General features: G+C 32.1%; 37 protein-coding genes. 8 read left to right on the top strand and 29 right to left on the bottom strand.

Annotation, left to right across the window (positions count from 1 at the left end; translation table 11 throughout):
• Positions 1 to 4: 4 nt before the first annotated feature.
• The 11 genes from H7355_RS15625 to H7355_RS15575 form a co-directional block, all read right to left on the bottom strand.
• Positions 5 to 430, bottom strand: a complete 426-nt coding sequence (locus H7355_RS15625; RefSeq protein ID WP_186650256.1) for a hypothetical protein — start codon at positions 428 to 430, stop codon at positions 5 to 7.
• Positions 431 to 433: 3 nt separating this feature from the next.
• On the bottom strand, positions 434 to 634 hold the full coding sequence (locus tag H7355_RS15620; protein WP_186650253.1) for a hypothetical protein: 201 nt from the start codon (positions 632 to 634) through the stop codon (positions 434 to 436).
• Positions 634 to 921, bottom strand: coding sequence for a hypothetical protein (locus H7355_RS15615; RefSeq protein ID WP_186650250.1), 288 nt, complete (start codon positions 919 to 921; stop codon positions 634 to 636). The genes H7355_RS15620 and H7355_RS15615 overlap by 1 nt, the downstream gene beginning before the upstream one ends.
• 12 nt (positions 922 to 933) lie before the next feature.
• Positions 934 to 1,212, bottom strand: a complete 279-nt coding sequence (locus H7355_RS15610) for a hypothetical protein (protein WP_186650247.1) — start codon at positions 1,210 to 1,212, stop codon at positions 934 to 936.
• Complete coding sequence (locus tag H7355_RS15605) at positions 1,202 to 1,486, bottom strand: hypothetical protein (protein WP_186650243.1); 285 nt, start codon at positions 1,484 to 1,486, stop codon at positions 1,202 to 1,204. Before H7355_RS15605 ends, H7355_RS15610 begins: the two co-directional genes overlap by 11 nt.
• The gene (locus H7355_RS15600) at positions 1,483 to 1,914 is read right to left on the bottom strand and encodes a dUTP diphosphatase (RefSeq protein ID WP_186650240.1); all 432 of its coding nucleotides are present in this window, start codon (positions 1,912 to 1,914) and stop codon (positions 1,483 to 1,485) included. Before H7355_RS15600 ends, H7355_RS15605 begins: the two co-directional genes overlap by 4 nt.
• A 73-nt stretch (positions 1,915 to 1,987) precedes the next feature.
• A complete protein-coding gene (locus tag H7355_RS15595) occupies positions 1,988 to 2,155 on the bottom strand; it encodes a hypothetical protein (protein ID WP_186650237.1) in 168 nt (55 codons plus the stop codon).
• Positions 2,156 to 2,165: 10 nt separating this feature from the next.
• On the bottom strand, positions 2,166 to 3,704 hold the full coding sequence (locus tag H7355_RS15590; RefSeq protein WP_186650234.1) for a hypothetical protein: 1,539 nt from the start codon (positions 3,702 to 3,704) through the stop codon (positions 2,166 to 2,168).
• A 253-nt stretch (positions 3,705 to 3,957) separates the two neighbouring features.
• The gene (locus tag H7355_RS15585; RefSeq protein WP_186650229.1) at positions 3,958 to 4,530 is read right to left on the bottom strand and encodes a hypothetical protein; all 573 of its coding nucleotides are present in this window, start codon (positions 4,528 to 4,530) and stop codon (positions 3,958 to 3,960) included.
• Positions 4,527 to 5,549, bottom strand: a complete 1,023-nt coding sequence (locus H7355_RS15580) for a hypothetical protein (protein WP_186650225.1) — start codon at positions 5,547 to 5,549, stop codon at positions 4,527 to 4,529. The genes H7355_RS15585 and H7355_RS15580 overlap by 4 nt, the downstream gene beginning before the upstream one ends.
• Positions 5,542 to 6,192 (bottom strand): XRE family transcriptional regulator, encoded by a 651-nt coding sequence (locus tag H7355_RS15575; RefSeq protein ID WP_186650222.1) that lies wholly within the window; start codon positions 6,190 to 6,192, stop codon positions 5,542 to 5,544. Before H7355_RS15575 ends, H7355_RS15580 begins: the two co-directional genes overlap by 8 nt.
• Before the next feature lie 261 nt (positions 6,193 to 6,453).
• On the opposite strand from H7355_RS15575, the gene H7355_RS15570 reads away from it, so the two are divergent.
• Entirely contained in the window at positions 6,454 to 6,861 is a 408-nt protein-coding gene (locus tag H7355_RS15570) for a helix-turn-helix domain-containing protein (protein ID WP_186650218.1), read from the top strand.
• Here the strand turns inward: H7355_RS15570 and bet are convergent, their stop codons facing one another.
• Positions 6,862 to 7,887 (bottom strand): phage recombination protein Bet, encoded by a 1,026-nt coding sequence (gene bet / locus H7355_RS15565; protein ID WP_186650205.1) that lies wholly within the window; start codon positions 7,885 to 7,887, stop codon positions 6,862 to 6,864.
• Between the two features lie 192 nt (positions 7,888 to 8,079).
• On the opposite strand from bet, the gene H7355_RS15560 reads away from it, so the two are divergent.
• The 5 genes from H7355_RS15560 (at position 8,080) to H7355_RS15540 (ending at position 11,032) form a co-directional block, all read left to right on the top strand.
• On the top strand, positions 8,080 to 8,655 hold the full coding sequence (locus H7355_RS15560; RefSeq protein WP_186650201.1) for a siphovirus Gp157 family protein: 576 nt from the start codon (positions 8,080 to 8,082) through the stop codon (positions 8,653 to 8,655).
• Positions 8,656 to 8,692: 37 nt separating this feature from the next.
• Positions 8,693 to 9,118, top strand: a complete 426-nt coding sequence (locus tag H7355_RS15555; protein WP_186650198.1) for a single-stranded DNA-binding protein — start codon at positions 8,693 to 8,695, stop codon at positions 9,116 to 9,118.
• 65 nt (positions 9,119 to 9,183) lie between these two features.
• Positions 9,184 to 9,630 (top strand): phosphatase domain-containing protein, encoded by a 447-nt coding sequence (locus tag H7355_RS15550; RefSeq protein ID WP_186650195.1) that lies wholly within the window; start codon positions 9,184 to 9,186, stop codon positions 9,628 to 9,630.
• A gap of 16 nt (positions 9,631 to 9,646) precedes the next feature.
• Positions 9,647 to 10,267: a hypothetical protein gene (locus H7355_RS15545; protein WP_186650192.1), complete on the top strand. Its 621-nt coding sequence runs from the start codon at positions 9,647 to 9,649 to the stop codon at positions 10,265 to 10,267.
• On the top strand, positions 10,268 to 11,032 hold the full coding sequence (locus H7355_RS15540) for a hypothetical protein (protein ID WP_186650189.1): 765 nt from the start codon (positions 10,268 to 10,270) through the stop codon (positions 11,030 to 11,032).
• Positions 11,033 to 11,129: 97 nt separating this feature from the next.
• Here the strand turns inward: H7355_RS15540 and H7355_RS15535 are convergent, their stop codons facing one another.
• Both H7355_RS15535 and H7355_RS15530 read right to left on the bottom strand, forming a co-directional pair.
• Positions 11,130 to 11,564 carry a hypothetical protein gene (locus H7355_RS15535; RefSeq protein WP_186650184.1) on the bottom strand — a complete coding sequence of 145 codons (435 nt, stop codon included), beginning with the start codon at positions 11,562 to 11,564 and terminating at the stop codon, positions 11,130 to 11,132.
• A 1-nt stretch (position 11,565) separates the two neighbouring features.
• The gene (locus H7355_RS15530; RefSeq protein WP_186650180.1) at positions 11,566 to 11,853 is read right to left on the bottom strand and encodes a hypothetical protein; all 288 of its coding nucleotides are present in this window, start codon (positions 11,851 to 11,853) and stop codon (positions 11,566 to 11,568) included.
• A 306-nt stretch (positions 11,854 to 12,159) separates the two neighbouring features.
• Between H7355_RS15530 and H7355_RS15525 the strand changes: the two genes are divergently transcribed.
• Positions 12,160 to 13,158, top strand: a complete 999-nt coding sequence (locus H7355_RS15525) for a hypothetical protein (RefSeq protein WP_186650177.1) — start codon at positions 12,160 to 12,162, stop codon at positions 13,156 to 13,158.
• Complete coding sequence (locus H7355_RS15520) at positions 13,155 to 13,433, top strand: hypothetical protein (protein WP_186650173.1); 279 nt, start codon at positions 13,155 to 13,157, stop codon at positions 13,431 to 13,433. The genes H7355_RS15525 and H7355_RS15520 overlap by 4 nt, the downstream gene beginning before the upstream one ends.
• Positions 13,434 to 13,456: 23 nt before the next feature.
• On the opposite strand, the gene H7355_RS15515 is transcribed toward H7355_RS15520, so the two are convergent.
• The 15 genes from H7355_RS15515 to H7355_RS15445 all read right to left on the bottom strand — a co-directional run bounded on the left by H7355_RS15515 (position 13,457) and on the right by H7355_RS15445 (position 21,893).
• Positions 13,457 to 13,666 carry a hypothetical protein gene (locus H7355_RS15515; protein ID WP_186650170.1) on the bottom strand — a complete coding sequence of 70 codons (210 nt, stop codon included), beginning with the start codon at positions 13,664 to 13,666 and terminating at the stop codon, positions 13,457 to 13,459.
• 30 nt (positions 13,667 to 13,696) lie between these two features.
• Positions 13,697 to 14,098 carry a hypothetical protein gene (locus H7355_RS15510; RefSeq protein ID WP_186650167.1) on the bottom strand — a complete coding sequence of 134 codons (402 nt, stop codon included), beginning with the start codon at positions 14,096 to 14,098 and terminating at the stop codon, positions 13,697 to 13,699.
• Between the two features lie 138 nt (positions 14,099 to 14,236).
• Complete coding sequence (locus tag H7355_RS15505) at positions 14,237 to 14,920, bottom strand: GNAT family N-acetyltransferase (protein ID WP_186650163.1); 684 nt, start codon at positions 14,918 to 14,920, stop codon at positions 14,237 to 14,239.
• A gap of 13 nt (positions 14,921 to 14,933) precedes the next feature.
• A complete protein-coding gene (locus tag H7355_RS15500; RefSeq protein ID WP_186650148.1) occupies positions 14,934 to 15,500 on the bottom strand; it encodes a hypothetical protein in 567 nt (188 codons plus the stop codon).
• The gene (locus H7355_RS15495) at positions 15,482 to 15,904 is read right to left on the bottom strand and encodes a D-Ala-D-Ala carboxypeptidase family metallohydrolase (RefSeq protein WP_186650144.1); all 423 of its coding nucleotides are present in this window, start codon (positions 15,902 to 15,904) and stop codon (positions 15,482 to 15,484) included. The genes H7355_RS15500 and H7355_RS15495 overlap by 19 nt, the downstream gene beginning before the upstream one ends.
• A complete protein-coding gene (locus tag H7355_RS15490; protein ID WP_186650141.1) occupies positions 15,901 to 16,281 on the bottom strand; it encodes a hypothetical protein in 381 nt (126 codons plus the stop codon). Before H7355_RS15490 ends, H7355_RS15495 begins: the two co-directional genes overlap by 4 nt.
• Positions 16,282 to 16,295: 14 nt before the next feature.
• Positions 16,296 to 16,997, bottom strand: a complete 702-nt coding sequence (locus H7355_RS15485) for a hypothetical protein (RefSeq protein WP_186650138.1) — start codon at positions 16,995 to 16,997, stop codon at positions 16,296 to 16,298.
• A gap of 4 nt (positions 16,998 to 17,001) precedes the next feature.
• Positions 17,002 to 17,577: a hypothetical protein gene (locus H7355_RS15480; protein WP_186650135.1), complete on the bottom strand. Its 576-nt coding sequence runs from the start codon at positions 17,575 to 17,577 to the stop codon at positions 17,002 to 17,004.
• Between the two features lie 2 nt (positions 17,578 to 17,579).
• On the bottom strand, positions 17,580 to 18,743 hold the full coding sequence (locus tag H7355_RS15475; RefSeq protein ID WP_186650131.1) for a baseplate J/gp47 family protein: 1,164 nt from the start codon (positions 18,741 to 18,743) through the stop codon (positions 17,580 to 17,582).
• Positions 18,740 to 19,114: a hypothetical protein gene (locus H7355_RS15470; protein WP_186650128.1), complete on the bottom strand. Its 375-nt coding sequence runs from the start codon at positions 19,112 to 19,114 to the stop codon at positions 18,740 to 18,742. Before H7355_RS15470 ends, H7355_RS15475 begins: the two co-directional genes overlap by 4 nt.
• Positions 19,111 to 19,344: a hypothetical protein gene (locus H7355_RS15465; protein ID WP_186650113.1), complete on the bottom strand. Its 234-nt coding sequence runs from the start codon at positions 19,342 to 19,344 to the stop codon at positions 19,111 to 19,113. The genes H7355_RS15470 and H7355_RS15465 overlap by 4 nt, the downstream gene beginning before the upstream one ends.
• Positions 19,344 to 20,117 (bottom strand): Gp138 family membrane-puncturing spike protein, encoded by a 774-nt coding sequence (locus tag H7355_RS15460; RefSeq protein WP_186650110.1) that lies wholly within the window; start codon positions 20,115 to 20,117, stop codon positions 19,344 to 19,346. The genes H7355_RS15465 and H7355_RS15460 overlap by 1 nt, the downstream gene beginning before the upstream one ends.
• Entirely contained in the window at positions 20,114 to 20,956 is an 843-nt protein-coding gene (locus H7355_RS15455; protein ID WP_186650098.1) for a baseplate hub protein, read from the bottom strand. The genes H7355_RS15460 and H7355_RS15455 overlap by 4 nt, the downstream gene beginning before the upstream one ends.
• A 2-nt stretch (positions 20,957 to 20,958) precedes the next feature.
• Positions 20,959 to 21,279, bottom strand: a complete 321-nt coding sequence (locus H7355_RS15450; RefSeq protein WP_186650094.1) for a phage baseplate plug family protein — start codon at positions 21,277 to 21,279, stop codon at positions 20,959 to 20,961.
• Positions 21,280 to 21,329: 50 nt separating this feature from the next.
• Entirely contained in the window at positions 21,330 to 21,893 is a 564-nt protein-coding gene (locus H7355_RS15445) for a phage baseplate protein (protein WP_186650089.1), read from the bottom strand.

Here is a 21,893-nt window from a genome sequence, read left to right as displayed (position 1 = left end):
TCTCCTAAAATTCTAAAAAAAATTGTTTACTATCATCAACGGAAATCAATCTATTTAAATTTCTAATCATCATTTTTGAAACCCTAATTTTAAGAAAAACAGCTAAAGAAAAAGCAATACCTATAGCCTGAATCTCCTCATTTATTTTAGTTATTTTTAAATTCTGATATTTAAAATGATGTATAACTGCAAGGCCAAGGCATTTTAGTATTAAAAAGCTCAAGTCATCTGCTTTATGTTTTGTATATTTTTTTACAAATACTATGTTATTAATATAAACAACATCTGCGTTATTTGATTTTTTATCATCTGAATATATACCTGCTTTTTTCAAACTCTCTGCTACAATTATTTCGACTCCAAAATTATTGATTGCAAATCTTTTTATTTTTTTGGGTACAGATGTTTTAAACAGCTCAATTTCAGACATTATTTACTCCAAAATTTCTTTAAATTTATAAGGGTCTGATTTTAAAAAATCATGAATTTTAAATTCATCATTTTGATCTGTTACAACCAATTCTTTTTCGAAATTAATTTGAAAAATAGTTCCGTCTTCGCATTTAACTTTTTTCCCGTCTAGCATTAATTTTAGCGCTTCAATAGTTTTTAGATTATATATATTTTTATTCATTATTTACTCCAAGATTTAATCATAATGTTTGAGCCATCAATACTACCCACGGGACGTTTTACACCCTCGGGTGGTGGGCTTTGTTTATTATTTACAGTACGCACATTTCTGTTTATAATTCTAAATAAATCCAATGTTTTTTCTAAATTATGTAGTTGATTTCGAGCATCAGAAGCCATTTTTTCCACAGCTTCAACGAGAGTTTTTTTATCTCGTTTCAACAATTCATTCTCAATTCTCAATGCGTTTATTTCGTCAATATAATCACTGATATTTTTTGTTTTCATGCATATTTCCTCTCATAAAAAACTAGAATTATTACTATTTGCAAAATTTCTGCAATTTGCACACAAACGATACTCAGCGGATTTAAAATAACTGTTACATCTCAAGCATTTTTTCTTTTTGTTTTTAAGCGGACTTAATCCTAATAATTCTCTGGCTTTATTCATGTCATCTAAATTATTCGTGACGTAATATGACATGCCAATGTCATATCTTTTTAACTGAACTGTTTCTTCAGTTGTTAAATTTTGAGGGTTTTCAACCTCAGTTTTCACATCGTCTTTAATTTGCATCAAAATTCTCCTCATATTTTTTGATTAGTAATTGAGCTGATTTTTTAAGATTTATTAATGCAGTGTATATATTTCTGTTGTGTATAATGCGTTTGCTGTCTAAATTTTTGCGTATGTGTTTTTTCATATCAGCATATGCACGTGTGATGTCGTTGTCGATTATGTAAATCATGTCTTTGTGCAATTGGTCTTCGTATGCTTTTAATTCATCAATTTGTTGTTGTGTATAACTAACAATTTTTTGAGCTGACGGATTATATTTTTTTGCTTTCATTTTCCAGTACTCCCAAATCCTGAATTATTGCGTTTTTTATTTTTGTTTATGACGTTATCAGCAATATAAACTGAGCTAATAACGCCCTGCGCAATGCGCTGGCCTTTTTTAATTCGCTTGGGGAGTGGTGAAAGATTTTTAACGATTACGTGGATTTCTCCCGTGTAATCTTGATCAATAGTGCCTAACTGAATATAGAGATTTTCTTTAATTAATGAGGAGCTGCGAGGTCTAATTTGTAGTTCAAAACGTATGTTATTAAACGACGATTTGTCTTCTACTTTAAAGGATAGCCCAGTTTTAATAATTTTAGTTTGAAACGGTAATAAAATGATAGATTGATTTGACGGTATATCAAATCCAACAGATTTTTCAGTTGCGTAAAAAACGTCATTATTTGACGTATTAATAATAGTAATGCGTAGCATATATATCTCGTCTCCACTTTGGGATTAAACTCAGTTCACATGAAATCTAAAATAAAAAAAAATGATAGTCTATTTAATTGGCTGACTTTTTTTCGCGACGTTTAAAAATAGTTTTTGTTACGTAGTAAGCTCGATTTCTCAGTTTTTTAAGACTCCGTCTTTTTTCGTCTCTCTCAATTTTCTCTGCTTCAGTCATTTTTTTACGTCCTCGCTTTTTTTGATCCTCAATTGTTTCAGACATAAAATAACCCCTAATTTTTAGACGCTATGCTGTTTTTTAATGATGATTTGCGCGTGAAATTAAAAAATCCAGGTGATGATCGAATTTCTTTTTCGTATTCATCAAAAGAATCGAGTTTTCTAATACGGGCGTATTCACGTCTTTTGGGGACTGGCGGAAATGAGTCGATGAATTTTTTGATGTCTTCTGAAAGTTGAGGTTTTGAGTCTTCGGACTGCTGATCTGAAATTTTTGGGATACTAGTAGTTACTATATTAAGATTACTTATATATACTAAAGGCTTTTTTGTTGTTGTTAGAGTTGAACATTTTGGGGCTGTTTCCGCAAAAGGTTCTGAAAAGCTCCGCAAAAGGTTCTGAGTTTTATCATTTTCTTCCGCAAAAGGTTCTGAGTTCTTCCGCAAAAGGTTCTGATCCCCCCCTATATTTTCCGCAAAAGGTTCTGATGTTGATTTTTGGGTAGGGTCTATAAATTTTTGATACTCAATAGAAAAATTGCTAATACTATAAGCAATTGCGCCAAATGTTGAAGCAGCAACCCTGCATGTTTCTTTAAAACGACGTGGATCCTTTTTTGATTCAGTAGTTTGTCCTGTGAGCGCAACAATAGAATTTAGAGAAAACGTTTTCGCGAGTGTGAGCTGTGTGATTGATCCGTCAGTGTTGTGCTCTCGAAGATATGGCCTATGCATGTCTAGCAGAGCGCAGAGACGGGCTTCTGCATTACCGAGGGACAAATCATATCTAAAGAATGAACCTGTCGCTACAAGCCCTTTCTTTGTCATTTTAGTGTGCGCTAAAAAAAGTCGCTCATATGCACTGCCAGAAAAATCTACAAAAATATTTTTGCAAACGTCCATTAGTCTGCCGCTTTTTATACCGCCTCTTTTTTTTGATTCGCTCTTGTCTCTAGCCTCTCTAATCAACGATCTGAGTGCCTCCTGAGCGTCTGCCTCACTAGATACAACAGTAAACAAACGGGACATTGGTAATAATATTTTGTCATCTTGAGACGAATACAACTCAACTTTTGATAACAGTAATAATTGCATTAATACATTCAAATTCTGTTTGCCGTTTGCTGAGTTATCTTTATTAATTGCAGAAATTAAATCTCTCAAACTCATTTTTTCTGATTTTGATCTGACAAACCATTCACGAAACGTCGCATACGATTTCACGAGAACGTCTATCGCGCATTTTTTTAAAGGCGCACCTCGAGCCCTGATGACTTGAGAATTCAGCAGCTGCATCTCTCGTGTGACAACATGCTCGTTAAGCTCAACGCCGATCAAAACATCCGCGAATTTTCGGCCTAATTTATCTATATTTTGCAGTTGTATACTATGGAATTTCCCCTGTGAATTAAATTGCAATTCACAATCTCGATTTGATTGAGATAACAGGAACACGGCGAGCAATTCGGAGGGTAGTCCCGATACTATTTTTGACTCATCACGTTGTTTGTTTTGCTCTATTATTGTTTGTTTTATTTGATTTTTTGGAGAACTGTAATCAGCTTTTAGTTTGAAATATGCATAATTTGTCATCACAAAATCATCCTTGACTCGTGATCTTGTGCGAATTTTTTATTTATGCTAGCATTGATTACGTATAGTGCTAGCGTTTTAAAACCGCACAGACCTATATTTTTGTGGGATTCTTCGCATATTTCCTGCAAGATCTTAGCGAAGAATTAAACAATCAATTCAATTGAGGTGCTCCGACCAAAGAGCACCTCTTTTTTTTTACCCCTGCCGTTATAAAACAGCAATAGTAACCGAGGTGACAAATGTCACCTTTTTAAATTATATCTAACGTATTTAATACGTTTTTTCTTTTCAACTTATCTATATTTAAAGCTATGTTTAGACTACTATTAAAGACTTCGTGAATGTTCATAATATTTTTATAAAAAAATTCATTTTTATCTATATCAGATTTTGATAACCCGATTGTAAACGAAGCCTGTATATTTCGCTTTAAAATTTTGCTATATTGGTTATACATTGCAAAAAATGTTGTGCGTGGCCTGATAGTTTGATCAAAGTTTTGTCTAGCATGTATTGCTTCCGCTTCTTTTTTGTTAGAAACAGTTATTTCTTCCAAACTAAGCAAAAGTGAGGATTTATTATCATGATCAAATTTTTTATATTTTGGACAATAAAGATGCATTTCCCTATTCGTAAAAATGCTAGCTAATTGTTCAGCATTGGTAAGTATTATATTATTCTCGCCATCATTTACTGCAACTGTGAACATATTAACATTTAAACCGAGTTTTTTTTCTTTATCAATTGTTGAGTTAAACAAATGAGTGAACTCAATCATTTTATCGATTGGATTTAAAATCGCCTTGCGAGGTGCAGTTTTCATGATTTAAATACCTCTCTAATTATGGGCACTAATGCCCCCATTACTCCCATTACAACATTATAAACTAATCCGAAACTGGGATATAAATTCGTGCTATTTGCTAAATATTTAATAGCAGATGATATCGAAATTCCACCTAGAGCACAGCACATTATAAATGCTGTAAAAAATGCTAACAAATCTTGATTAAAATATATGAAAAACATTAAAAAGACAATTGCTATAGTGTTTATTATTTTTAAAAATTTAAAAATGTTTACGTTGTCAAAAATAAATCCAAAAAGAATTGAGAAAAAAGAAATACTTAACATAGCAATTGGTAAGCTTATATATTTTTGACCAGATGTTAGAAAAGCAAGAACTGTATTAAACATAGCAGCATAAATAATTATATAAGAGATCGCTTTAAAAATGCTTACATTTTTCGAATTTGTATCAAAAACTTCGTTGCACGTTTTTGGAATCCTTGACCTGATAATGACAAATAATAAACTAAGAATACCTGATATAATAAAAGCTAATCGCCAAGATTCTAAATTAAATAAAGAGGGAATTAGAGGTATAAGTATAAAACAAGCTGCCATTGCTACTGCTCCACTTGTTAAAAATGCAGCAATTGCAGTATTCTTGTATTTTGTAACGTTTAAATATGCAAAAACAAAACTTAAACCGCTCTCTCCGCCAAATATAAAACCTTGCATAAATCTACAGATTAATAACAAATAAATTCCAAAATCATTTCGTGGACAAAATGCTATAATAAATGTAGGAATTGCAATCCAGAGAGGGGAGTTTCTTAAAAATGTTGTGATTCCGTTTTTTTGATTCTTGGCTATCATTCCAAAAAATAATGACCCAAAAGGTCTTGCTATATAGGAGATTGAAAAAATTAATATTGATAAAAATAGACTTTCTTTTCCGAGCAGAAATTTTGAAAGCTCGTGAGAAAATACAAGATAAACGCAAAAATCAAATGCTTCAATAAAAGCTCCCAGATAAATATATCTTATTTTAATCATTTTCATTCTCCAAAAGTTCAATTTTTCCAACATGTTTTTTGTGAATTATAATTCCAGAAATCCAATTTATTTTATTGACTTTAATTATTGGATCATCAGTTCCTTCCTTGTTGTCTGCGACTAAAAAAATATCATTTTCATAAACTTTTAACCTCCTAACATAAGTGTAGTTATCATCAATTCTCGCTATTACTATTTCATTATTTAGTCTTGTTAGATTTTTAACTGGGTCGCCTTTTACACCAAAAACAATGTCTCCATTTTTTAAAAATGGCATCATTTCATTTGATGATATGCAAGCGTATTTGTAGGGAAATATTCTTGTTAAAATTGTTTTTAGCCATTGCCTTTGTTCATTATTAGTGTCATCAAAATTAATATATTTATTTGTCTTTAATACAGAAAAAGAGCTAATTGGGCATGAACCTCTACCTGTTTCTATCCATTCATCCGATATATTAAATCCATATTCTTGAATTTTTTTTGTTATTTCTATTGATTTGTTTCTTGGTAAAGATTTTTCTCCGCATTCAATGTTTCGCATGTAATTGTAGGAAAGGTTAAATTTATTACAAAAATCCTTTAGACTAAGATTAAAAATTTCATCGCGCAAAAATTTTAATCTTTTTGAAGCATCACTCATAAAACTCCTTTTATTGAAAAAGATTAAACTATAGTCTAATAAAAAATTTTACTGTAAAATAATATTTTTATCAATCTAAGTATTAATATTATTATTGGTAATCTATTATATATTATGTATATTTTTAAAATAGGCATTATTTATATAAATTTTTGAGAGGTTGTTAAATTACCAATAGTTATGAGACACATGATTCGAGCGAGCTGTATTGCAATTTGCAATGATTGCGATATTTTTAAAATATTTACGCGAGGATTTCATATGAGAATGCTAAATTTGCTACAAGCATCAAAATATTCAAATGTATCTGTAACAAGCGTTAAACGCTGGATCGATGAAGGAAAATTGCAAGCTAAATCAAAACAAGTCGGGAAAAAATTGGAATGGAAAATAGATGAAAAAGAATTAAAAGAATTCTTAGAGAAAAGGCCTTTGCTAAATACACAGATATATTCTGACAAGGATTTACTTGTTGAGAGTGTGCAAGAGTTAAAAAGTTTTATTGAAATATATAAGCAAGAAAATGCTGAATTAAAAGAAAAACTATTAATTATTACAAAATTCAACGAGAAATTAATTCAGCATAATGAGCGGTTGTTAGAAAATAATTCGGAGCTACAGAAACAGTTAATACATTTGACGCAAAAATTTATTGATAAATTTAACTGATTATGCGGCGGTTTCTTTTGCAAATTCCTTTTCTAGATTTTTGATGTGTGATTCTAATTTATTTAGAGGAACTCCGAGGCATAAATTGCTATATTGTTTGTATACCGCGACTAAATTTTTGATGTCTTTTTGATCTAATGATTTGATTGATTCAAGCGCTTTCATAATTGATTTAAAAATAGCGCGATGATTTTCATTCTCATTGTTGTACTGTTCGTCATCAACTAATTCAGCATCAACCGATTTTTGCTCAGGCATTTTATCCAAAACTTTTTGCGATTGTGCAATTTTATTTGCGACTATTTTTTGTTGTACAGCGGGTTTTTTTGGGTCTACTTTTTGTTCAACTATTTCATTTTTAACAGGCTCAATTTTTTTAGTTTCTTCCTTAATTACTGGAGCTTCTATTGCTTCATTCTGTGCTTGAGCCATCTCATCTGTAGTATACAGACCCGAAAGATCGTTTGGAAATGCTTTGCGTAATGCCTGAGATTCTGCGCATTTTCCTAACATTAATTCAGGGAATTTTTCCCACATCGCCGAAACATAAAATTTTTGGGTTTTTTTGTCTTTATATGTTTGCACGTACGAATCCCATTTTGCTATTGCATACGTGGGAGCACTATATCCCTTGCGGTACACGCCGACTTTTGCAGCGTACGGGTAATCCTTTGATGTCCATATTTCAGTCCATACACCATCCCTACCGCAGAACAACGTCGTGGTTTGTCCCGCGTAATCAGGATTTCGCGCTGCTATTGTTCTAAATCCATCAATCGATGTTTGAATAGTGCCAATTTCTTTTTCGTCCTTAGTGCTCCATCTGTGTATTAAATAAATTTGGCGTGAAAATGGATCTAATCCTGTGCGGGCACATACATATAAAAATAGTTTAAATTCTGCATCAGTTGCTTTCGGCGATATTAAGCCTTTAATTACAGTCTCTTCCTCTTTTGTAAAATAACTCACTGAACCATCATTTTTTTTAACAACTGAATTTTCTTTGCGAACTACTACGTTAGTCATAACTGTCTCCTCGTTTTCCGTTCTGGAAGTGTCATCACTATGATGACAGTGGTACTTTACAGTACGAACAAAATGTTGTCAACTTACAAGTTATAAAAATAATTTACTTATATACTTGACAAAGTCATTTTTAAGTGTACGATAAAAAAGTTCATAGTGAACAAACACAATCCTTTAAATGGAGACGCTGACATGGCTAAAAAAACGCCTGATCTTGCTATCGCAAAAATTCCTCTTGCTGAATCTCAAAAGATCCTCTCTGAATATCTCGAGTATATAGATATAATGGATGGTGAGATCCCTGACGAATTAATTCCTACTGTAAACAGCATTGAACTTACAGCACAAGCTAGCGCAGACAGATGTATATACGTAATAGAAGCATTTGAAAATCAAATTAACTATTATGATGAGCTTATCAAATCTATTAAAGAAAAACAAAATAGGCTTAATAAAGAGAAAGATAAAATTTATAATAAAGCGCTCACAGTAATGAAAAATAACAATATTTTAGAAATTAATGGCACAGTAAAATCTTTTAAAATTAAGCAAAAAGCAGGCGCAGAGGCGATCAACTGGAACGTTGAATTTAAGGATGAAAAGAATATAATTTCAGAAGATCAATTGTCCTTAATTCCAGCGGAATACGTTGAAGAGAAAACGGTTTACGTAGTGAATAAAAAAAGCCTCTCTGACGCGATCAGAAAAGGTGAAAATCTTGAGTGCGGAGAAAAAGCTGGTCGTGAAGAAATTTTAAAAATTGTTTAATTTTAAATAAATATTTTGATATAAAAAGGAAAAAAATATGTCAGGTGTTAATAAAGTGATTCTTATTGGTAGACTTGGGCAAGAGCCAGAAATTAGAAGTACAGCAGGAGGACAACAGGTCTGCACTTTAAGTTTGGCGACCAGTGAGTCATGGATAAAAGATGGCAATAAAGAAGAAAGAACAGAATGGCACCGTGTTGTTCTTTGGGGAAGACAGGCTGAGAATGCGCATAAGTATTTAAAAAAGGGGCGCATGGTTTACATTGAAGGCAAGTTACAAACACGCTCTTGGCAAGACCAGCAAGGACAGAAACGATATACGACTGAAATTGTGGCTACAGCTATGCAATTTCTTGAGGGTGGGTCTTCAAATAAGAGCAGCGATTATGTAAATGAGCAGTATGAAAATCAGGTTTCGTTTAGCGAAAATTCGCAGCCGATTGACGACGATATACCGTTCTGAGTGGACTGAAAATTCGCTCAATTATATATTAATTAAATAAAAAATTCTTAAACGAGAGCATGGATATGAAGCAAAAAGCAATAATTGTAGATCTAGATGGAACTCTAGCAGACTGCGAACACAGAAAACAGTTTATAACTGGCGGTAAAAAAGATTGGAAATCGTTTTTAAGGGACGAAAATATTATTCAAGATAAACTGAATGTGTGGTGCGCGACTATCATTGAAAAATTTAAATCATCTCACAAAATAATATTGGTCACTGGTCGTAATGAGTTTACGCGTGCTATAACAAAGGAATGGCTAGCTAATAATGATCAGCACTACGATTTGCTCTTAATGAGAAAAAACGATGATTATCGACAAGATGCGCTTGTGAAGGAAGAAATCTACAAACTGCACATTCAGCCACGATTTGACGTGCTTTTTTGTATTGATGATCGTAAACAGGTTGTTGATGCATGGCGAAAACTGGGACTTGTATGTTTACAGTGTGATGAAGGCCAATTCTAATAGAAATGACTAAAATATGAGCAATAATAAATCTCTGTATCTCAAAAATCAGGATGCTAATCTACAACGCGAATTGAGAATGCTGAAACTTCCGCTGACTGTGAAACAACTAGATCCGCAGTTTGTGGAAACTGTTGCAAGCATAATTGCTACGTTTAAAGATGGGGATCGTTTATCTGAAAGCCAGAAACGCGGCCTTGCTATAATGCTCATAAAAGCGGAAAAAATTAATGACGCAGATTTTGCAGAGAAACAGATTGCTCATATTATAGATAAAACTAAAAAACATTATAATAAAAAACGTGGGAATAACAAAAAATTAATTCATGTTCCAAATTTTCTAATCTATCATATTAAAAAAAGAATAGGATTTTGGACAATAAAATTGCTAATAAAATGCCTTAAAAATCCAAGAGAAGCTCATCCTGCTTTTGTAGCTCATGCTTGTGGAGCATTAAAAGCGATGGGGAAAGAAAAGGCCGTAGCTGCGTTTAATGAGTCTCCAGAAAAACTTTTTAAACTGATTTTTGAGCCAGAATATTATGAGCAGGGATATTTTCATCGTTCTATTTTTTTAAAGTGTCAGGGGAAGGGGCATGAACAAAAGCGGATTATTAGGGAGAGGAAAGCGACGTAAATGAACAATAGTGAAAATAAAATGACTTCTGAACTTAAACCAATATATCCAAAAAACATGTTGCCTGAAATTGATTATAATGAATTAGAAAATCCTAATTTTTTTTCTTGCAATATTGTTGACTTAGAATATGGCACAATGGATCATTTATATCATTTTGTAGATGAGTTAACGAAAATTTTAAATCAAGAGAAAATGGTTCAGAGTCCAGAAATTATGATCGCTCACCTGTGTTCTTATCTAGGATATTTAACATCGGCGAGCATTAATCCTAAAAAATCTCCAGAGTTAATTCCTCAAATTCACAAACTTATTGAATCTGAAGCAGAGAAATCATATCAAATATTTTCAAAGTATTTAATAGATCATCATAGTAAAAGCAAAGAAGAAAAAGAAAAACAATTTTCTGAGTTACGAAATAACACGCCCAGCAGCATTGTTGCTCAAACCCTTCGATTAGGTAGAGACATTATTGATTCAATTGATATACTCAAATCTAATTCTTTTTCTTATGACAAAAATAAAATTTTTTGCCCTCCAAATTTATTTCTTAATTTAATGAAGAAACAATCAAAAGTATTAAAAAAAGAATGGCGAGATCGGCTTTCGATGTTATTTGTTATCAATCAAATTTGTGTACAAATTGGGTGGGTAATGGGCTACTATGGATTCTATGATAAAAATTTTCCAAAAAAGTACCTAGAATTTGGATTGCCTTGCATCGAGCTTTTCTCGGAATACGGGCTGATGTCTTCTTTGTCTTAAAGGAGCCTTGGGCGCTTTGGAGGCTGAGTAGATGGAACTCTAAATTTAGCAAGTTCTGAAGTAATTTTTTCATTTTTTTGTATATCATTTTTAAATTTCATGCTGCTTTATTCCTAATAAGCAATTCAAAATATTCTTTATCAAGATCGCAATTGATTGCCTTTTCAAATCTTGATTTATAAAAATTTGGGAATAATAACTCAGTTTTTACAGCATCAAGTAATAGATAACACAGCATTTTACTAGGCTTTCTTCCTTTTATAACATTTGTTAATGTGCTTCTATCAATTTTTAAATACGATGATAATTTATTCATATTTACTCCAAGAAAATAAACTATTCCCTTTACCTCTTCAGATGTTAAAATATCTTTTTTCTGCGTCTTAACATAAAATTTATAAGCAACAATTCGTTCTAGACGATTAACTTCATTATAACTAATTGTTTCTATATCATCTATAATCTCAATTTTCACATCTGTATTTATTCTGCCGAGTAAGCTTATATATTCATAATTTTTTTTAATTTTCATTTTATACTCTCCTAAAAATATGTATAACTAGAATATCATTTTTTAATATAATAGCTGCTTGTACATCTCTTTTAAGTTCATCTTTGCACTCATATAAGAAACTTCCTTTTACTGAGCTTGGAAACTTATTGTTGTCAGAAAGACGTCCCTTAGTGTGCTGAATTAAATAAATTATCTCTGAATTAGTGAATAATCTATCTTTATGATCATTTTGCACGTGAAGAGAAAGAGATATTTTACCTTGTGATCTTAGACTGTTAAATAGCATCCTTGCTTCTGTAAGTTTCACAAAACCCCCTTTATGTTGTACTATACAACATAAAGGGCTATAAGTAAAGCTTTTAAGTCGTATTTCTTTTATTTTTACAATCAATTGATGGGCAAAAAATATAAAAAATTTGACCCACGTTTGCTCACTTCAAAAATTGCTGTTACATTATTTATGCATAAATATAAAATCTATATTTATGCAATTAAATTTATTTATGTTTATAAGAATAAATATTTATGCTTTTATTATTGTTTATTTATGCAATAAACAGATTTTACACTTTAAAGCTAAAATATTTATGCTTTAATACACAAAGGAGATGTTATGGAATTTCTACCTAGTTTTATCTGCTCAGCACCTAAAGAAAAGGAATTGCTAAATAAACAATCAATAGTAATTGATGACAAGGGAATTGAAACTGTGGTCGGAGAGTTAGCGCAAACCCTGAATCCTCATAGCCCACGCATTTTTGGTGGTACTTTAGAGAGTGACCACTATCAGACATTGTTAAAAGCAGGACTTGCTCGCGCTTTGGGAGAAGGGACGCATGTTGTTTCGCTTGCTATGAGCGTGCCTTTCCAGTTTATGGATCAATTTAGAGACCAGGTAGGCGATAATACCCTCGCAAGAAATAAATTAGCCCTCCTTAAAGAAACAGTTGCAAACATCCGTTTTAAAGACAAAGCTACGGACTCAAATTGGAAAAGTTGTGAAATTATTATCCAAGAGGAACCAACAATTGCGTATGAGTTTTTAGCGTCTATGCTTAACATTCCACTTGATGCAAAAACATTTTTATACTGGCACATAGGCCATGGTGACTGGCAACAAGCAAGTAAAGTAGATGGCAAAAACCTACCCGATTCGTACGCGCGAGTAGAAGGACTTACAGGGGCTATCCAAGTTTTTTCTGATCAACAAAATTTATCTTCAAGTGAAGCGATTAATTCGTGGCAGCTAGGAACCATGCCAGAAAAGAATGGAATGAACGGTAAAAGAATTGATTGCTTAAAAGAAAAAGAAACAGCGGCAAGGCAATTTATACGTTCTGTAATTGGCGAGCTTTTAAATAAAAACGCTCGCTACAAAGACAGAGCAAAAAATATTGTAGTCTCTGGGGGAGCAGCAAAAGATCATGTATTTATGTCAGTATTAAAAGAGATCGCAAAAGGTAACGGATATAGCATTATTTTGATGACCGAGCTGGTTGAAGATTTAGATCATACGTTTAGTGTTGTTTTAGGACTTTCTAAGCTAAAATCAAACTACAAACATGTAAGCATCGATATCGGCAACTCGAGCGTGAAGGTAGCAGTTGTATGAGTGAAGAAAAAAAATTTTATCAAATGAGACTACCCGACTCGGAAGAAAACTCTGACGTATTAAATTTTATTAAGAATGCTAAAACATCGTTCAATAGCTCAAAAATTAATTTTCCGAGAGGTCAAAAATCTCAGGCAGACCGTGCAATTTGGTTAATGAATTATGCGCTAGATATGTTGTCGAGAGAAAATAAAGTCGAGGGTGCTAGTACGGCAGATAATATGAAGCAAGAGGTAATAAAAGATAAGAATGATTTTCTATCTTTACTGAAGTAAAATAAAACTCAGGAAAACAAACTTCAATCCTTATTTGGAAAGAGTTTTTCTCTTAATGCTTCATTTATTTTATCATTAATTATTTCTCCTTTTAAATTATTATTCATTTCTTTAAAATGGTCTAATTCATCATTACATACAGGGCAAGTGTAAATACCTTTTGATTCTATACATTTATTATTGCCACATTTATTACAAATAAAACCTTTATTCTTATCAAAAATAATTGTCATTTATAAATCCTTAATTATAGTTATAAATATTTAATTAATCTTTTCTGGCATAATAATAATTGAATGAAGAGTGCTGTCAGAAACAGCAACTATTTTACCTTGAATTCTTTTTATCTCACCTGAAGAAGCCATTTCTCTTTGTTTTAAATCTAATACTAAGCCTATAAAAGTATTTGAAGCTGAACAATAAACGCCTTCGAATTCAATCTTATCTCTCTTTAAATTAAGCCCATTTAATTTTTTAATATTACAATGAGAAACTGTGGCAATTACTTCTTTGCCTATATATTTTTCAGGATTTGCAAGAACTTTATCTTCTGTAAACGCTAAAGAATCTGCATTTCCACCTTCAGATACCTTATTTAAATTAAAATCAACAGAAGCAAAAGCAGAGGACGAAATCATTAAAAGTGGTAGTAAAAATTTTTTCATGATTACCTCGTTTGTTGTTATTGAATAAAACTAATTGAGGTAATCAAATTATTTAAAAAAAGTCAATATAATCAAACACAATTTTAATTTATTTTTTCAAAAGCTCGTTGCTATTATTTTCTTAATTTTAAAATATTATCAAACAGAAACATTATTTAATTTATCTAACAGCTTTTTAGAATTACCCTCGGAATTTTGAAACATTTTTTTAGTATATTCTACCATTCCGCAACGAAAGAAAAATGCTTTTTTAAGATCTTCGTTTAAAAAATGAGATAGCCATAAATTTAGACCATATTCAGTGTGTGTTTCTAAGCCTTTTATGTAGAAATCTTTTTTTAGTTTTGCTTGAATTATTTTATTATTGCATGGTGTGTGACAGCTAATTATTTCTACAAATCCCATGCGTTTGCAATACTCAATTATTTTTTTCAGGTAATCAGAGTATAGTCCTTTGTTTCTGTAATCAGAATGTACAACAGAATTACGCATATAATAAACATCAATGTCTTTTTGTTCGCCCCTAAAAAGAGCGATGATTTTATTTTTATCTCGGACAACTAAATTATTGCAAATGTTATTTGACTCACTAGTCAGAGCCAATTTTAGACGCAATTTTTTTTGCTTTTCATCTAACAATTCTTCTCTAGTAAAAAACATTTCATTGGGGTAATGATCAATAAATTCTCGATAATAAATATCCCAATAAGTATCAACATCAACTTTTTCAATCGAATATTTATCTAAAATCCCGTTCTTAAATACGTCATTAAAAATATAATTATTTTCTAATTCTATTTCCTTTTTTAAAATCAAATCCATTTGATCCTCGTAATTAAAATTCTAATCGATACGTAGCACCGAGTTTGAATTGATTATTGTTTTTTCTTAACTCATGATCAAGTCCTAAAAAAATCCATAAATTACTATCCAATCTGTAGCCTAATTTTAGCGCAATATTTAAATCTGGATTAATTTTAGGAATGGCAGAAAAATTCGGAACCTCATTTTTTAAACTCGATTCAGCCTCAAAACTAAATTTTTTTAACGCTGTTTTAAGCTCGATTTTTTCAGTGGCATGTATGTTTTCCTGCGAGATATCTATTTTTTCAGCCACAGCCTCGGAAACGACTGATTTTTGCATTTGCACTTTTTCGTGCACTTTTAGCGTACCATTTTTAGTTTTAATAATGTCACGTGTTCTAATTTGATTAAATTCTGAGCGTAATTTTAAACGCTCGTGTTCTATTGCTAATCGAGTAGCCTCTATATCAATTACACGTTCAATTTTTATTTCAGCAGGAATTTTAGACACTGTTTTCCGTGCAACAATAAATGATGTTGCAGCTATTGCAGTAATCAGAATATAATTTGTTTTAGAATTTATCCGATTTTTAAACATTGTTTCCTATTGCCTGCATGATTGTATGATACGTGCACCCAGCCAGAAAATTCGTTATCTTTTTTAACGTGCTCTAATATTAATTGATCAAATTTAAAATTATTTTTTATAAAATTGAAAAGGTCAGGATGACTCATATTTTCAACCGTAATGTCAGCAGCATGACCCGATTTATGTTGTGAATTATTTACACCGCCGACTAATTTGTTTAAAGATTCACAGCGATAACCTGACAAAATTTGAATAGGTTTTCCCAGTTTTAAACGAATAGGTTCCAGCAGGTTTTCACACAAAATTGATAGGTTTTTAATAACATCATCATTTGCTTTATTTGTAATGTTATTTTTTATTGCAGTGTCAGAATATTCAAACTCATATAGTGAAAAATGTTCTGATAAATTCATCTAATTTTTCCTTTTACTTCAATTTTAATAAGCCTTCTCTCGTGGTCTTTAATTGAATTTTGTAAATCAGCTTGCATGATTTTAAAATCTGAAAACTGTTCTTTTAATTGTGTTAATGCTGCATTAGTTACTGTTATATTTTCATTAAATTGTTTGACCTGTTGATTTGCAACTTGAAGCTGCGTAGTGAGTGAATCAGAATAATATTTGTTACTCTGTCCTGAATTTTGAAATACTAAATATGTTAATAGACTAGAAAAACCTACACTTAATAAAACTAATAAAAACATTAGTAAAAACGGAGACGCGTGGTTATTTGATAAACTATTTACCAACTGCTTTCCTGTTCCTGCTATTTCATCTTTTAAATCTGTCATATTTCTCCTTTTTTTTATCCTATTTTTATTGCGTTAATTTGATAAAATACTTTGTATAAATCTATAGCTGTGTCATTTCTGATGTATGGAATTGTAAAACATAAATCTTTAACGTAGTAATTTGTGTCTACTGGAACATCAATTACGCATGAATAACCGACATTTTCAACTGCAGTTCCTAGATTTCCCTGCTCATATTCTTTTGCTAAAAAGGAACTGTATAAATTGTTTCCAACTCCCTCGGAAGCAAGAATTTTTTTTACATTTTGCTCATTTAAATTATCAGAAAATTCAGCTAGCGAGCCTTTAATCGGCGTTATTCCGCAAACAAAAATTGGGGATTGAAATTTGTTTTCTAGTTGAACATCTCGGTTTGAAATTGATTGCCTGAATGTAATAGTAAAAAACCATCTTCCTTTGGGCACAACAAATGATTTTAAATCATGCCATTTGTTTAGTTCTAATTGTTTTTCTTTGTCTGAAATTGACAAATAAGAAATGTTTGTATTAATGCTAGAAATTTTTTCGTCTAAATATTTGATCCATTTATACACTAAATTCCTGAACCAATTTTCGCCACGTAGTGACGGAATATCTGTTAATCCTGTAGTAGTATCTATAGAATATCCAATTTTTCTTTTCTCTATGCTGGGTGCCTTAATTAATGAATCCGCATTACTCGCCCATTCTGGAAATTCTGCTGGTCTTTCTGTCATTTAATTACTCCAATTCAAAAGCAAAACGTCCGCCAGTTTCTGGATTCTCTTCAATTCCGAACCCGCGCGGTTTGATTAATTCATTTTCTGCAAACATGAACGGACTGTCTAAAATATAAAATGCGTTTAAACGAGTACCAGCGAGTTTTGCGCTCTTGAGCGCTTTTAAAACATGCGCAGGTTTAGATAATGGACTTGGATTTTGTGCAGCAATGCAAATAACGAAAGGATCAGGCTCGAATAAAAAAACTTTTTTCGGATTTGTTAATAATCTAAAAATCTGGATTAAGTCTTCAATCAATCCCTCGGAAATATTTTCACAAATTGTCGCATCTATTACCTGTATATATTGCTCATCACTGAGACCTTGACGCTCAATTCCAAGAATTTCCCCATATTTATCGAGTGTAAATCCTGTTGAATCTCTGTATTTTAGATTGTAGAGTTCCCAAATAACGTTTTCTATATCCTGAAACCCACTAATATTTGATTCAATCAAGGCTTTAAATTTAGGTTTGTTTTGAAATTGTTTCAGCAGCCTTTTTATAGATAAATCAATGTGATTATCAATTTTTTCCATCTTTAATCCCACGCCTTAAATGTGATTCGAGTTGAGTCAAATTTTGCATATTCGATTGGCTGGATTTGAATGTTTGCGCTTGACGTAGGGTTAGGATTTGTGCCTTGATTTATTTTAATTCCAACTATTCCTGCAACGCTATTAATAGGCACATATAGCGAGGAGTTGATAACAGATTTACCGATTCCTAGATTTTTGTTTGCGTATTCTAAGAGTGATTTCTTTATTAATTCGTGTCCATCTGCGGGAAATTCTGATGTAGTTTGTATCGATATTTCTAGATAAATAAGTTTTTCTCGAGGTCTTGAGAATGAGACCTCACGCATAATTCCCTCCGAATCCCTGACTTTTAAAAATATTCCTGTTTCCTTTTCTGAGAATGTTTTAATTCCACCGCCACGGCTATTTACAATTGCGTAAGCGATCTCTTCAGGTTTCCCGCCCTCGACAAAAATTTGAATGTGTCCGTTTGGTATTAAATTTGAGTCGTCAGGATTTAACAATATAACAGCAGTAACACCCAAATTTTTTTTAATTGCTCCGACGATTCCTTTTGTTGTCGCTGATCCCGCTCGTTGTAATAGCTGTAAACGTCTGATTCGAGTATCACTCTCTGTCTCTTCGTCCTGCCCTGCTATCGCATCTAATTTGTTTGTGCATGAGTCAATCCCATAAATTGGATTTAAAATTTTATTAATTGTGCCTGATAATGCTTTTATATTGCCCAGTGTTGTGCATTCTGCTTCTGTTTCTACTTCTCCATTGTCACCAATTATTGCATTTTCCTTCGTTGCAAATTGATACGACGTTCCCACGATTCCCACACATGTTTGTGCTGGTATTTTTGTTCCAGCTTTACCTTTAAACGTAAGCAAAACTCTTGATGCAGTGGCGCTTAGCATTTTAATTCCATTCAAACTAATCGAGTTTTGAAAAGGAATTCCTGTTGACGTATTTGGAAAAAAAGATACGAAAACTTCCTGTAATGCGTCCCACAATAGAGATTGTTTTTCTGCTGTGATTGTTGTTATATTTCCAATTACAGATGTAGGAGAATCATCAATATTTTGGTTTATTTTATTTTTAAAACTCTCGACAATTTCTTCTCTACAAGTATTAAAATCTTTTGATACAAATCCTTCATTTGTGATGCCATATTTTTTCATAATATCTCACCCAGTCTAGTATTATCTAATTTAATATCTCCGTAATTAGTTACTGCGTGTATTTTAAATTCAGCAATTCGATTTTTACGATCTAGTTTTTTTGTCTCACATGTGACTGTTTTAATGCCTTTTATTTGCATTATTTGGTCTTTAATGTAGATAGCTAATCGTTCTTCGTCGAAATCTTTATTTGCGAGCATGTTAAACCATGTTAATCCAATAGATGGATCTAGAAACCATTCTCCATATATTGTTTTCAGAGTTATTTTTATTTTTTGCGCATAATAATCTAAATTATTTGTCGTTAAAACAAGATCGCCCGTGTGATTAAATTCTAAATCTCCATTGTAATCTAATTTAATATCGATCATTTGATTGTACCTGTGGCAACTCCAATTACAGGACCACCAGATGACGGCGCATTTAATCCAGTGCTTGGAACCGTAACAATTAATAAGGGCAATATTTCGTCTATTGATTTCGCAAATGCTTCTGCCTGTTTATCTAGTATCAACATATTTGCGTCTTTATCTGTCATGTTTAATGCAGATAAAAGATTTTTTTTATAAATTTGCTTTCCAATTGATGATGAATAGGGCATTAACGTTCTCCATAAAAATGATTAGATGTTATATTTGTCAATGGATTATCTAAATAAATCTGTTTATTTTTCTTTAATTCAATTTGAATTTTTTTTAATTCTGCAATGAGAGAAGGAGAAGCAGGAACGGGCGAACCCATGTTTCCCACGCCGATATTCTTTTGTAATGCTTCTGTTATATTGTTGAGTGACTCAATTAATGTATCTGCAAATTTAATTAATGTGTTACCTAGTACCATGGGCTCATCGGGAGAGAGTAATTCAGTTGCGACAGAGCCACGGGCAGAGAAATAAATTTTCCCGTCTGGTGATAATTTAATTTGTGATAATGTATTTGCTATTTGTATTGCATTACTATCTACGCCAAGAATAGGCATTAAAAAAGGATAGAAACCAGGCAATGCAACTGCGTCAGTCAATGCATGTTTTCGCATATCATCGTGATCAACTAATCCTCCGATTTGTGAAAATGTGTCTATTGATTTTTCGTTAAATATTAATAATACATAGTCGCCAACATTAACAGGCATATGGATAAACGATAATTTAGTACGAGGGAAAATAACAGGTACGGCCTGAATTATGGGTAATGGAGTCGGAATAGGAATTGGAATTAACTCGTCCTCAACTCGTTCCATAAAACACGGCTGAACATCTGCTTTCTGGAATTTTTCATCATATGCAGTGATTAATGCAGGCATTGCTGTATGAATACCATCAATTCTTTTTTCAATTGCATCAAAAATAATTTGTGAAAAAGAAGGTGTGGTCATAATAATTTTTTCTCTTCAGTTTCGAATGTTGTATGCCAATCGCCTTCGTGTGTATCGCCCGTATGAGTTACTTTTGTGGGAGTATATAAACCCTTTAAATAAACACTGTCTAAAAATAATTTTTGCATAGGTGCAATGTCGGGTTGTAATAAACACGTTCCTTTAATTCCATTGGACGTAACCTCTGGTGAGCCAATTAATCCGCTCGCAGAGCTTAATCTAACGATATTTGTCACAACTCCTTTTTTTTGTATTTCCAGCATTCCGTTGTGTATTTGCCATTCATAATTATTAATAGTTAGAATATCGTCTAAAATTTTTGTTGCGCTTCCGTGAGCGGTATAGCCCTTTTTAAATGTGTTGGGAGCTGCAAATAATCCTTTTACACCTTTAATAACTTTATCTTTTAATAGTGTTGCTGTTGCGGCTGAAAAAACTGCATTATGCGGAGTTTTCTCAGGAAATGATTTGCTCATTGATGATTTATTATAAGCCTCATTTCCATCGCCAGACTCTATTTTTACAATCCAATCTGCATCTTTTTTTTCTCTAACTGCTCTAACTATTTTCCCGTAAAATAACAATTTATTTGCAGAATATCCCCAACCTGTTTCAATTGTAACTGCCATGTTTTTTTGTGTGCAAAAATTAAACGATTTATCGCTCATATTATAAATAGATATTTTTGCGCTATTTTGCACTTTTTTTTCATTAGATTTTTGCACTTCAAAAGCTATTCGATGCTCAGAAAATGCGAGTCCGATTCCTCCGATTTCGGGTGCAATAGTCACTCGTGCGGCTCTAATAAATTGTTGGGGTTCTTTTGGTATTAATGACATTATTAAATAACTCCGTCATAATATAGTTGTACTCGTGTTCCAAAATCTTCTAATTTCGGTGGAATTGATTTGCCAGTAGTATCTACTGCATATAAAAAACCTTTTGGCAAATTTGAATTTTTGTATTGATAAAATAAAGGAAAATTTAAAATAATAGGGACGCTAGAAATAATTAAATTATTGTTAGAATCATAGAGGCTGAGAAAAAAGCGTTGCGCCCTAATGTTCCAATAAAATTCTAAATTATAAACAATCCCGTCCAATGGCACTGATATTTCAAAATAGTGGTTGTTTGTAAGCACAGGTATTAGAAACGTAGTCATAAAAAACCTCTCTAAATTAGTTTTAGAGAGTTCAGAACGGACTGTCTAAATTAAAAAATGTGATCTAAAATTGATCTGTCTTTTGAGATCGGATTTTTAGCCCCACCTGCCGATTTTGTTGCTGCATTTAACGCTCCAGCAGCAGGAACTTTTGGTAATCCACTCGTTAATACCATCGTATATTCTACGGGCACCGTGATTTTTTTCTCAAACGTTGCTTCAAATTCTAAATGATTTGCGTTTGATATATCTCGATTTGCTGTCAATGATGTCATCACCATATCTGAATAATTCGCTAAACCTGTGTATAAATACATTGGTTCTTTTGCTTTAAATAAATCAACCAATTCTCTCCATTTATTTTTAACAAAACCCTCAGATGTTGTTAGTTTTAAACCTCCGAGTATTTCTAATTTTAATGGACTACAAATCCCTTTTATATTAATTTTTGGAGGATTTAGCACTATATTATCAGTAATACTAGATCCCTCCTCGACTGGATTTTTTGTTGCATTTGCTTCGTACGAATGAGTCTCTGACATAGAAACATCAATTTTTATATTTTGAAATTGCAAACAAGGCTCGCCAGTTTTAAAAAAACTCATAAAAGACAT

Origin of the sequence: Fluviispira vulneris (genome assembly GCF_014281055.1) — a bacterium.
Lineage (GTDB): Bacteria > Bdellovibrionota_B > Oligoflexia > Silvanigrellales > Silvanigrellaceae > Silvanigrella > Silvanigrella vulneris.
Note: the sequence above shows the minus strand (reverse complement) of the source record. Positions and strands in the feature narration are given on the sequence as shown.

Bases quoted from the DNA above. Each gene is read 5' to 3' on its own strand.
- bet (WP_186650205.1), bottom strand. From the start codon at position 7,887: ATGACTAACGTAGTAGTTCGCAAAGAAAATTCAGTTGTTAAAAAAAAT.
- H7355_RS15535 (WP_186650184.1), bottom strand. From the start codon at position 11,564: ATGAAAATTAAAAAAAATTATGAATATATAAGCTTACTCGGCAGAATA.
- H7355_RS15625 (WP_186650256.1), bottom strand. From the start codon at position 430: ATGTCTGAAATTGAGCTGTTTAAAACATCTGTACCCAAAAAAATAAAA.
- H7355_RS15460 (WP_186650110.1), bottom strand. From the start codon at position 20,117: ATGACCACACCTTCTTTTTCACAAATTATTTTTGATGCAATTGAAAAA.
- H7355_RS15600 (WP_186650240.1), bottom strand. From the start codon at position 1,914: ATGCTACGCATTACTATTATTAATACGTCAAATAATGACGTTTTTTAC.
- H7355_RS15455 (WP_186650098.1), bottom strand. From the start codon at position 20,956: ATGTCATTAATACCAAAAGAACCCCAACAATTTATTAGAGCCGCACGA.
- H7355_RS15605 (WP_186650243.1), bottom strand. From the start codon at position 1,486: ATGAAAGCAAAAAAATATAATCCGTCAGCTCAAAAAATTGTTAGTTAT.
- H7355_RS15595 (WP_186650237.1), bottom strand. From the start codon at position 2,155: ATGTCTGAAACAATTGAGGATCAAAAAAAGCGAGGACGTAAAAAAATG.
- H7355_RS15465 (WP_186650113.1), bottom strand. From the start codon at position 19,344: ATGCCCTATTCATCATCAATTGGAAAGCAAATTTATAAAAAAAATCTT.
- H7355_RS15570 (WP_186650218.1), top strand. From the start codon at position 6,454: ATGAGAATGCTAAATTTGCTACAAGCATCAAAATATTCAAATGTATCT.
- H7355_RS15525 (WP_186650177.1), top strand. From the start codon at position 12,160: ATGGAATTTCTACCTAGTTTTATCTGCTCAGCACCTAAAGAAAAGGAA.
- H7355_RS15470 (WP_186650128.1), bottom strand. From the start codon at position 19,114: ATGATCGATATTAAATTAGATTACAATGGAGATTTAGAATTTAATCAC.
- H7355_RS15515 (WP_186650170.1), bottom strand. From the start codon at position 13,666: ATGACAATTATTTTTGATAAGAATAAAGGTTTTATTTGTAATAAATGT.
- H7355_RS15560 (WP_186650201.1), top strand. From the start codon at position 8,080: ATGGCTAAAAAAACGCCTGATCTTGCTATCGCAAAAATTCCTCTTGCT.
- H7355_RS15545 (WP_186650192.1), top strand. From the start codon at position 9,647: ATGAGCAATAATAAATCTCTGTATCTCAAAAATCAGGATGCTAATCTA.
- H7355_RS15520 (WP_186650173.1), top strand. From the start codon at position 13,155: ATGAGTGAAGAAAAAAAATTTTATCAAATGAGACTACCCGACTCGGAA.
- H7355_RS15550 (WP_186650195.1), top strand. From the start codon at position 9,184: ATGAAGCAAAAAGCAATAATTGTAGATCTAGATGGAACTCTAGCAGAC.
- H7355_RS15485 (WP_186650138.1), bottom strand. From the start codon at position 16,997: ATGACAGAAAGACCAGCAGAATTTCCAGAATGGGCGAGTAATGCGGAT.
- H7355_RS15495 (WP_186650144.1), bottom strand. From the start codon at position 15,904: ATGAATTTATCAGAACATTTTTCACTATATGAGTTTGAATATTCTGAC.
- H7355_RS15610 (WP_186650247.1), bottom strand. From the start codon at position 1,212: ATGCAAATTAAAGACGATGTGAAAACTGAGGTTGAAAACCCTCAAAAT.
- H7355_RS15475 (WP_186650131.1), bottom strand. From the start codon at position 18,743: ATGAAAAAATATGGCATCACAAATGAAGGATTTGTATCAAAAGATTTT.
- H7355_RS15505 (WP_186650163.1), bottom strand. From the start codon at position 14,920: ATGGATTTGATTTTAAAAAAGGAAATAGAATTAGAAAATAATTATATT.
- H7355_RS15575 (WP_186650222.1), bottom strand. From the start codon at position 6,192: ATGAGTGATGCTTCAAAAAGATTAAAATTTTTGCGCGATGAAATTTTT.
- H7355_RS15585 (WP_186650229.1), bottom strand. From the start codon at position 4,530: ATGAAAACTGCACCTCGCAAGGCGATTTTAAATCCAATCGATAAAATG.
- H7355_RS15540 (WP_186650189.1), top strand. From the start codon at position 10,268: ATGAACAATAGTGAAAATAAAATGACTTCTGAACTTAAACCAATATAT.
- H7355_RS15580 (WP_186650225.1), bottom strand. From the start codon at position 5,549: ATGATTAAAATAAGATATATTTATCTGGGAGCTTTTATTGAAGCATTT.
- H7355_RS15555 (WP_186650198.1), top strand. From the start codon at position 8,693: ATGTCAGGTGTTAATAAAGTGATTCTTATTGGTAGACTTGGGCAAGAG.
- H7355_RS15590 (WP_186650234.1), bottom strand. From the start codon at position 3,704: ATGACAAATTATGCATATTTCAAACTAAAAGCTGATTACAGTTCTCCA.
- H7355_RS15620 (WP_186650253.1), bottom strand. From the start codon at position 634: ATGAATAAAAATATATATAATCTAAAAACTATTGAAGCGCTAAAATTA.
- H7355_RS15615 (WP_186650250.1), bottom strand. From the start codon at position 921: ATGAAAACAAAAAATATCAGTGATTATATTGACGAAATAAACGCATTG.
- H7355_RS15450 (WP_186650094.1), bottom strand. From the start codon at position 21,279: ATGACTACGTTTCTAATACCTGTGCTTACAAACAACCACTATTTTGAA.
- H7355_RS15490 (WP_186650141.1), bottom strand. From the start codon at position 16,281: ATGACAGATTTAAAAGATGAAATAGCAGGAACAGGAAAGCAGTTGGTA.
- H7355_RS15445 (WP_186650089.1), bottom strand. From the start codon at position 21,893: ATGTCTTTTATGAGTTTTTTTAAAACTGGCGAGCCTTGTTTGCAATTT.
- H7355_RS15500 (WP_186650148.1), bottom strand. From the start codon at position 15,500: ATGTTTAAAAATCGGATAAATTCTAAAACAAATTATATTCTGATTACT.
- H7355_RS15480 (WP_186650135.1), bottom strand. From the start codon at position 17,577: ATGGAAAAAATTGATAATCACATTGATTTATCTATAAAAAGGCTGCTG.
- H7355_RS15510 (WP_186650167.1), bottom strand. From the start codon at position 14,098: ATGAAAAAATTTTTACTACCACTTTTAATGATTTCGTCCTCTGCTTTT.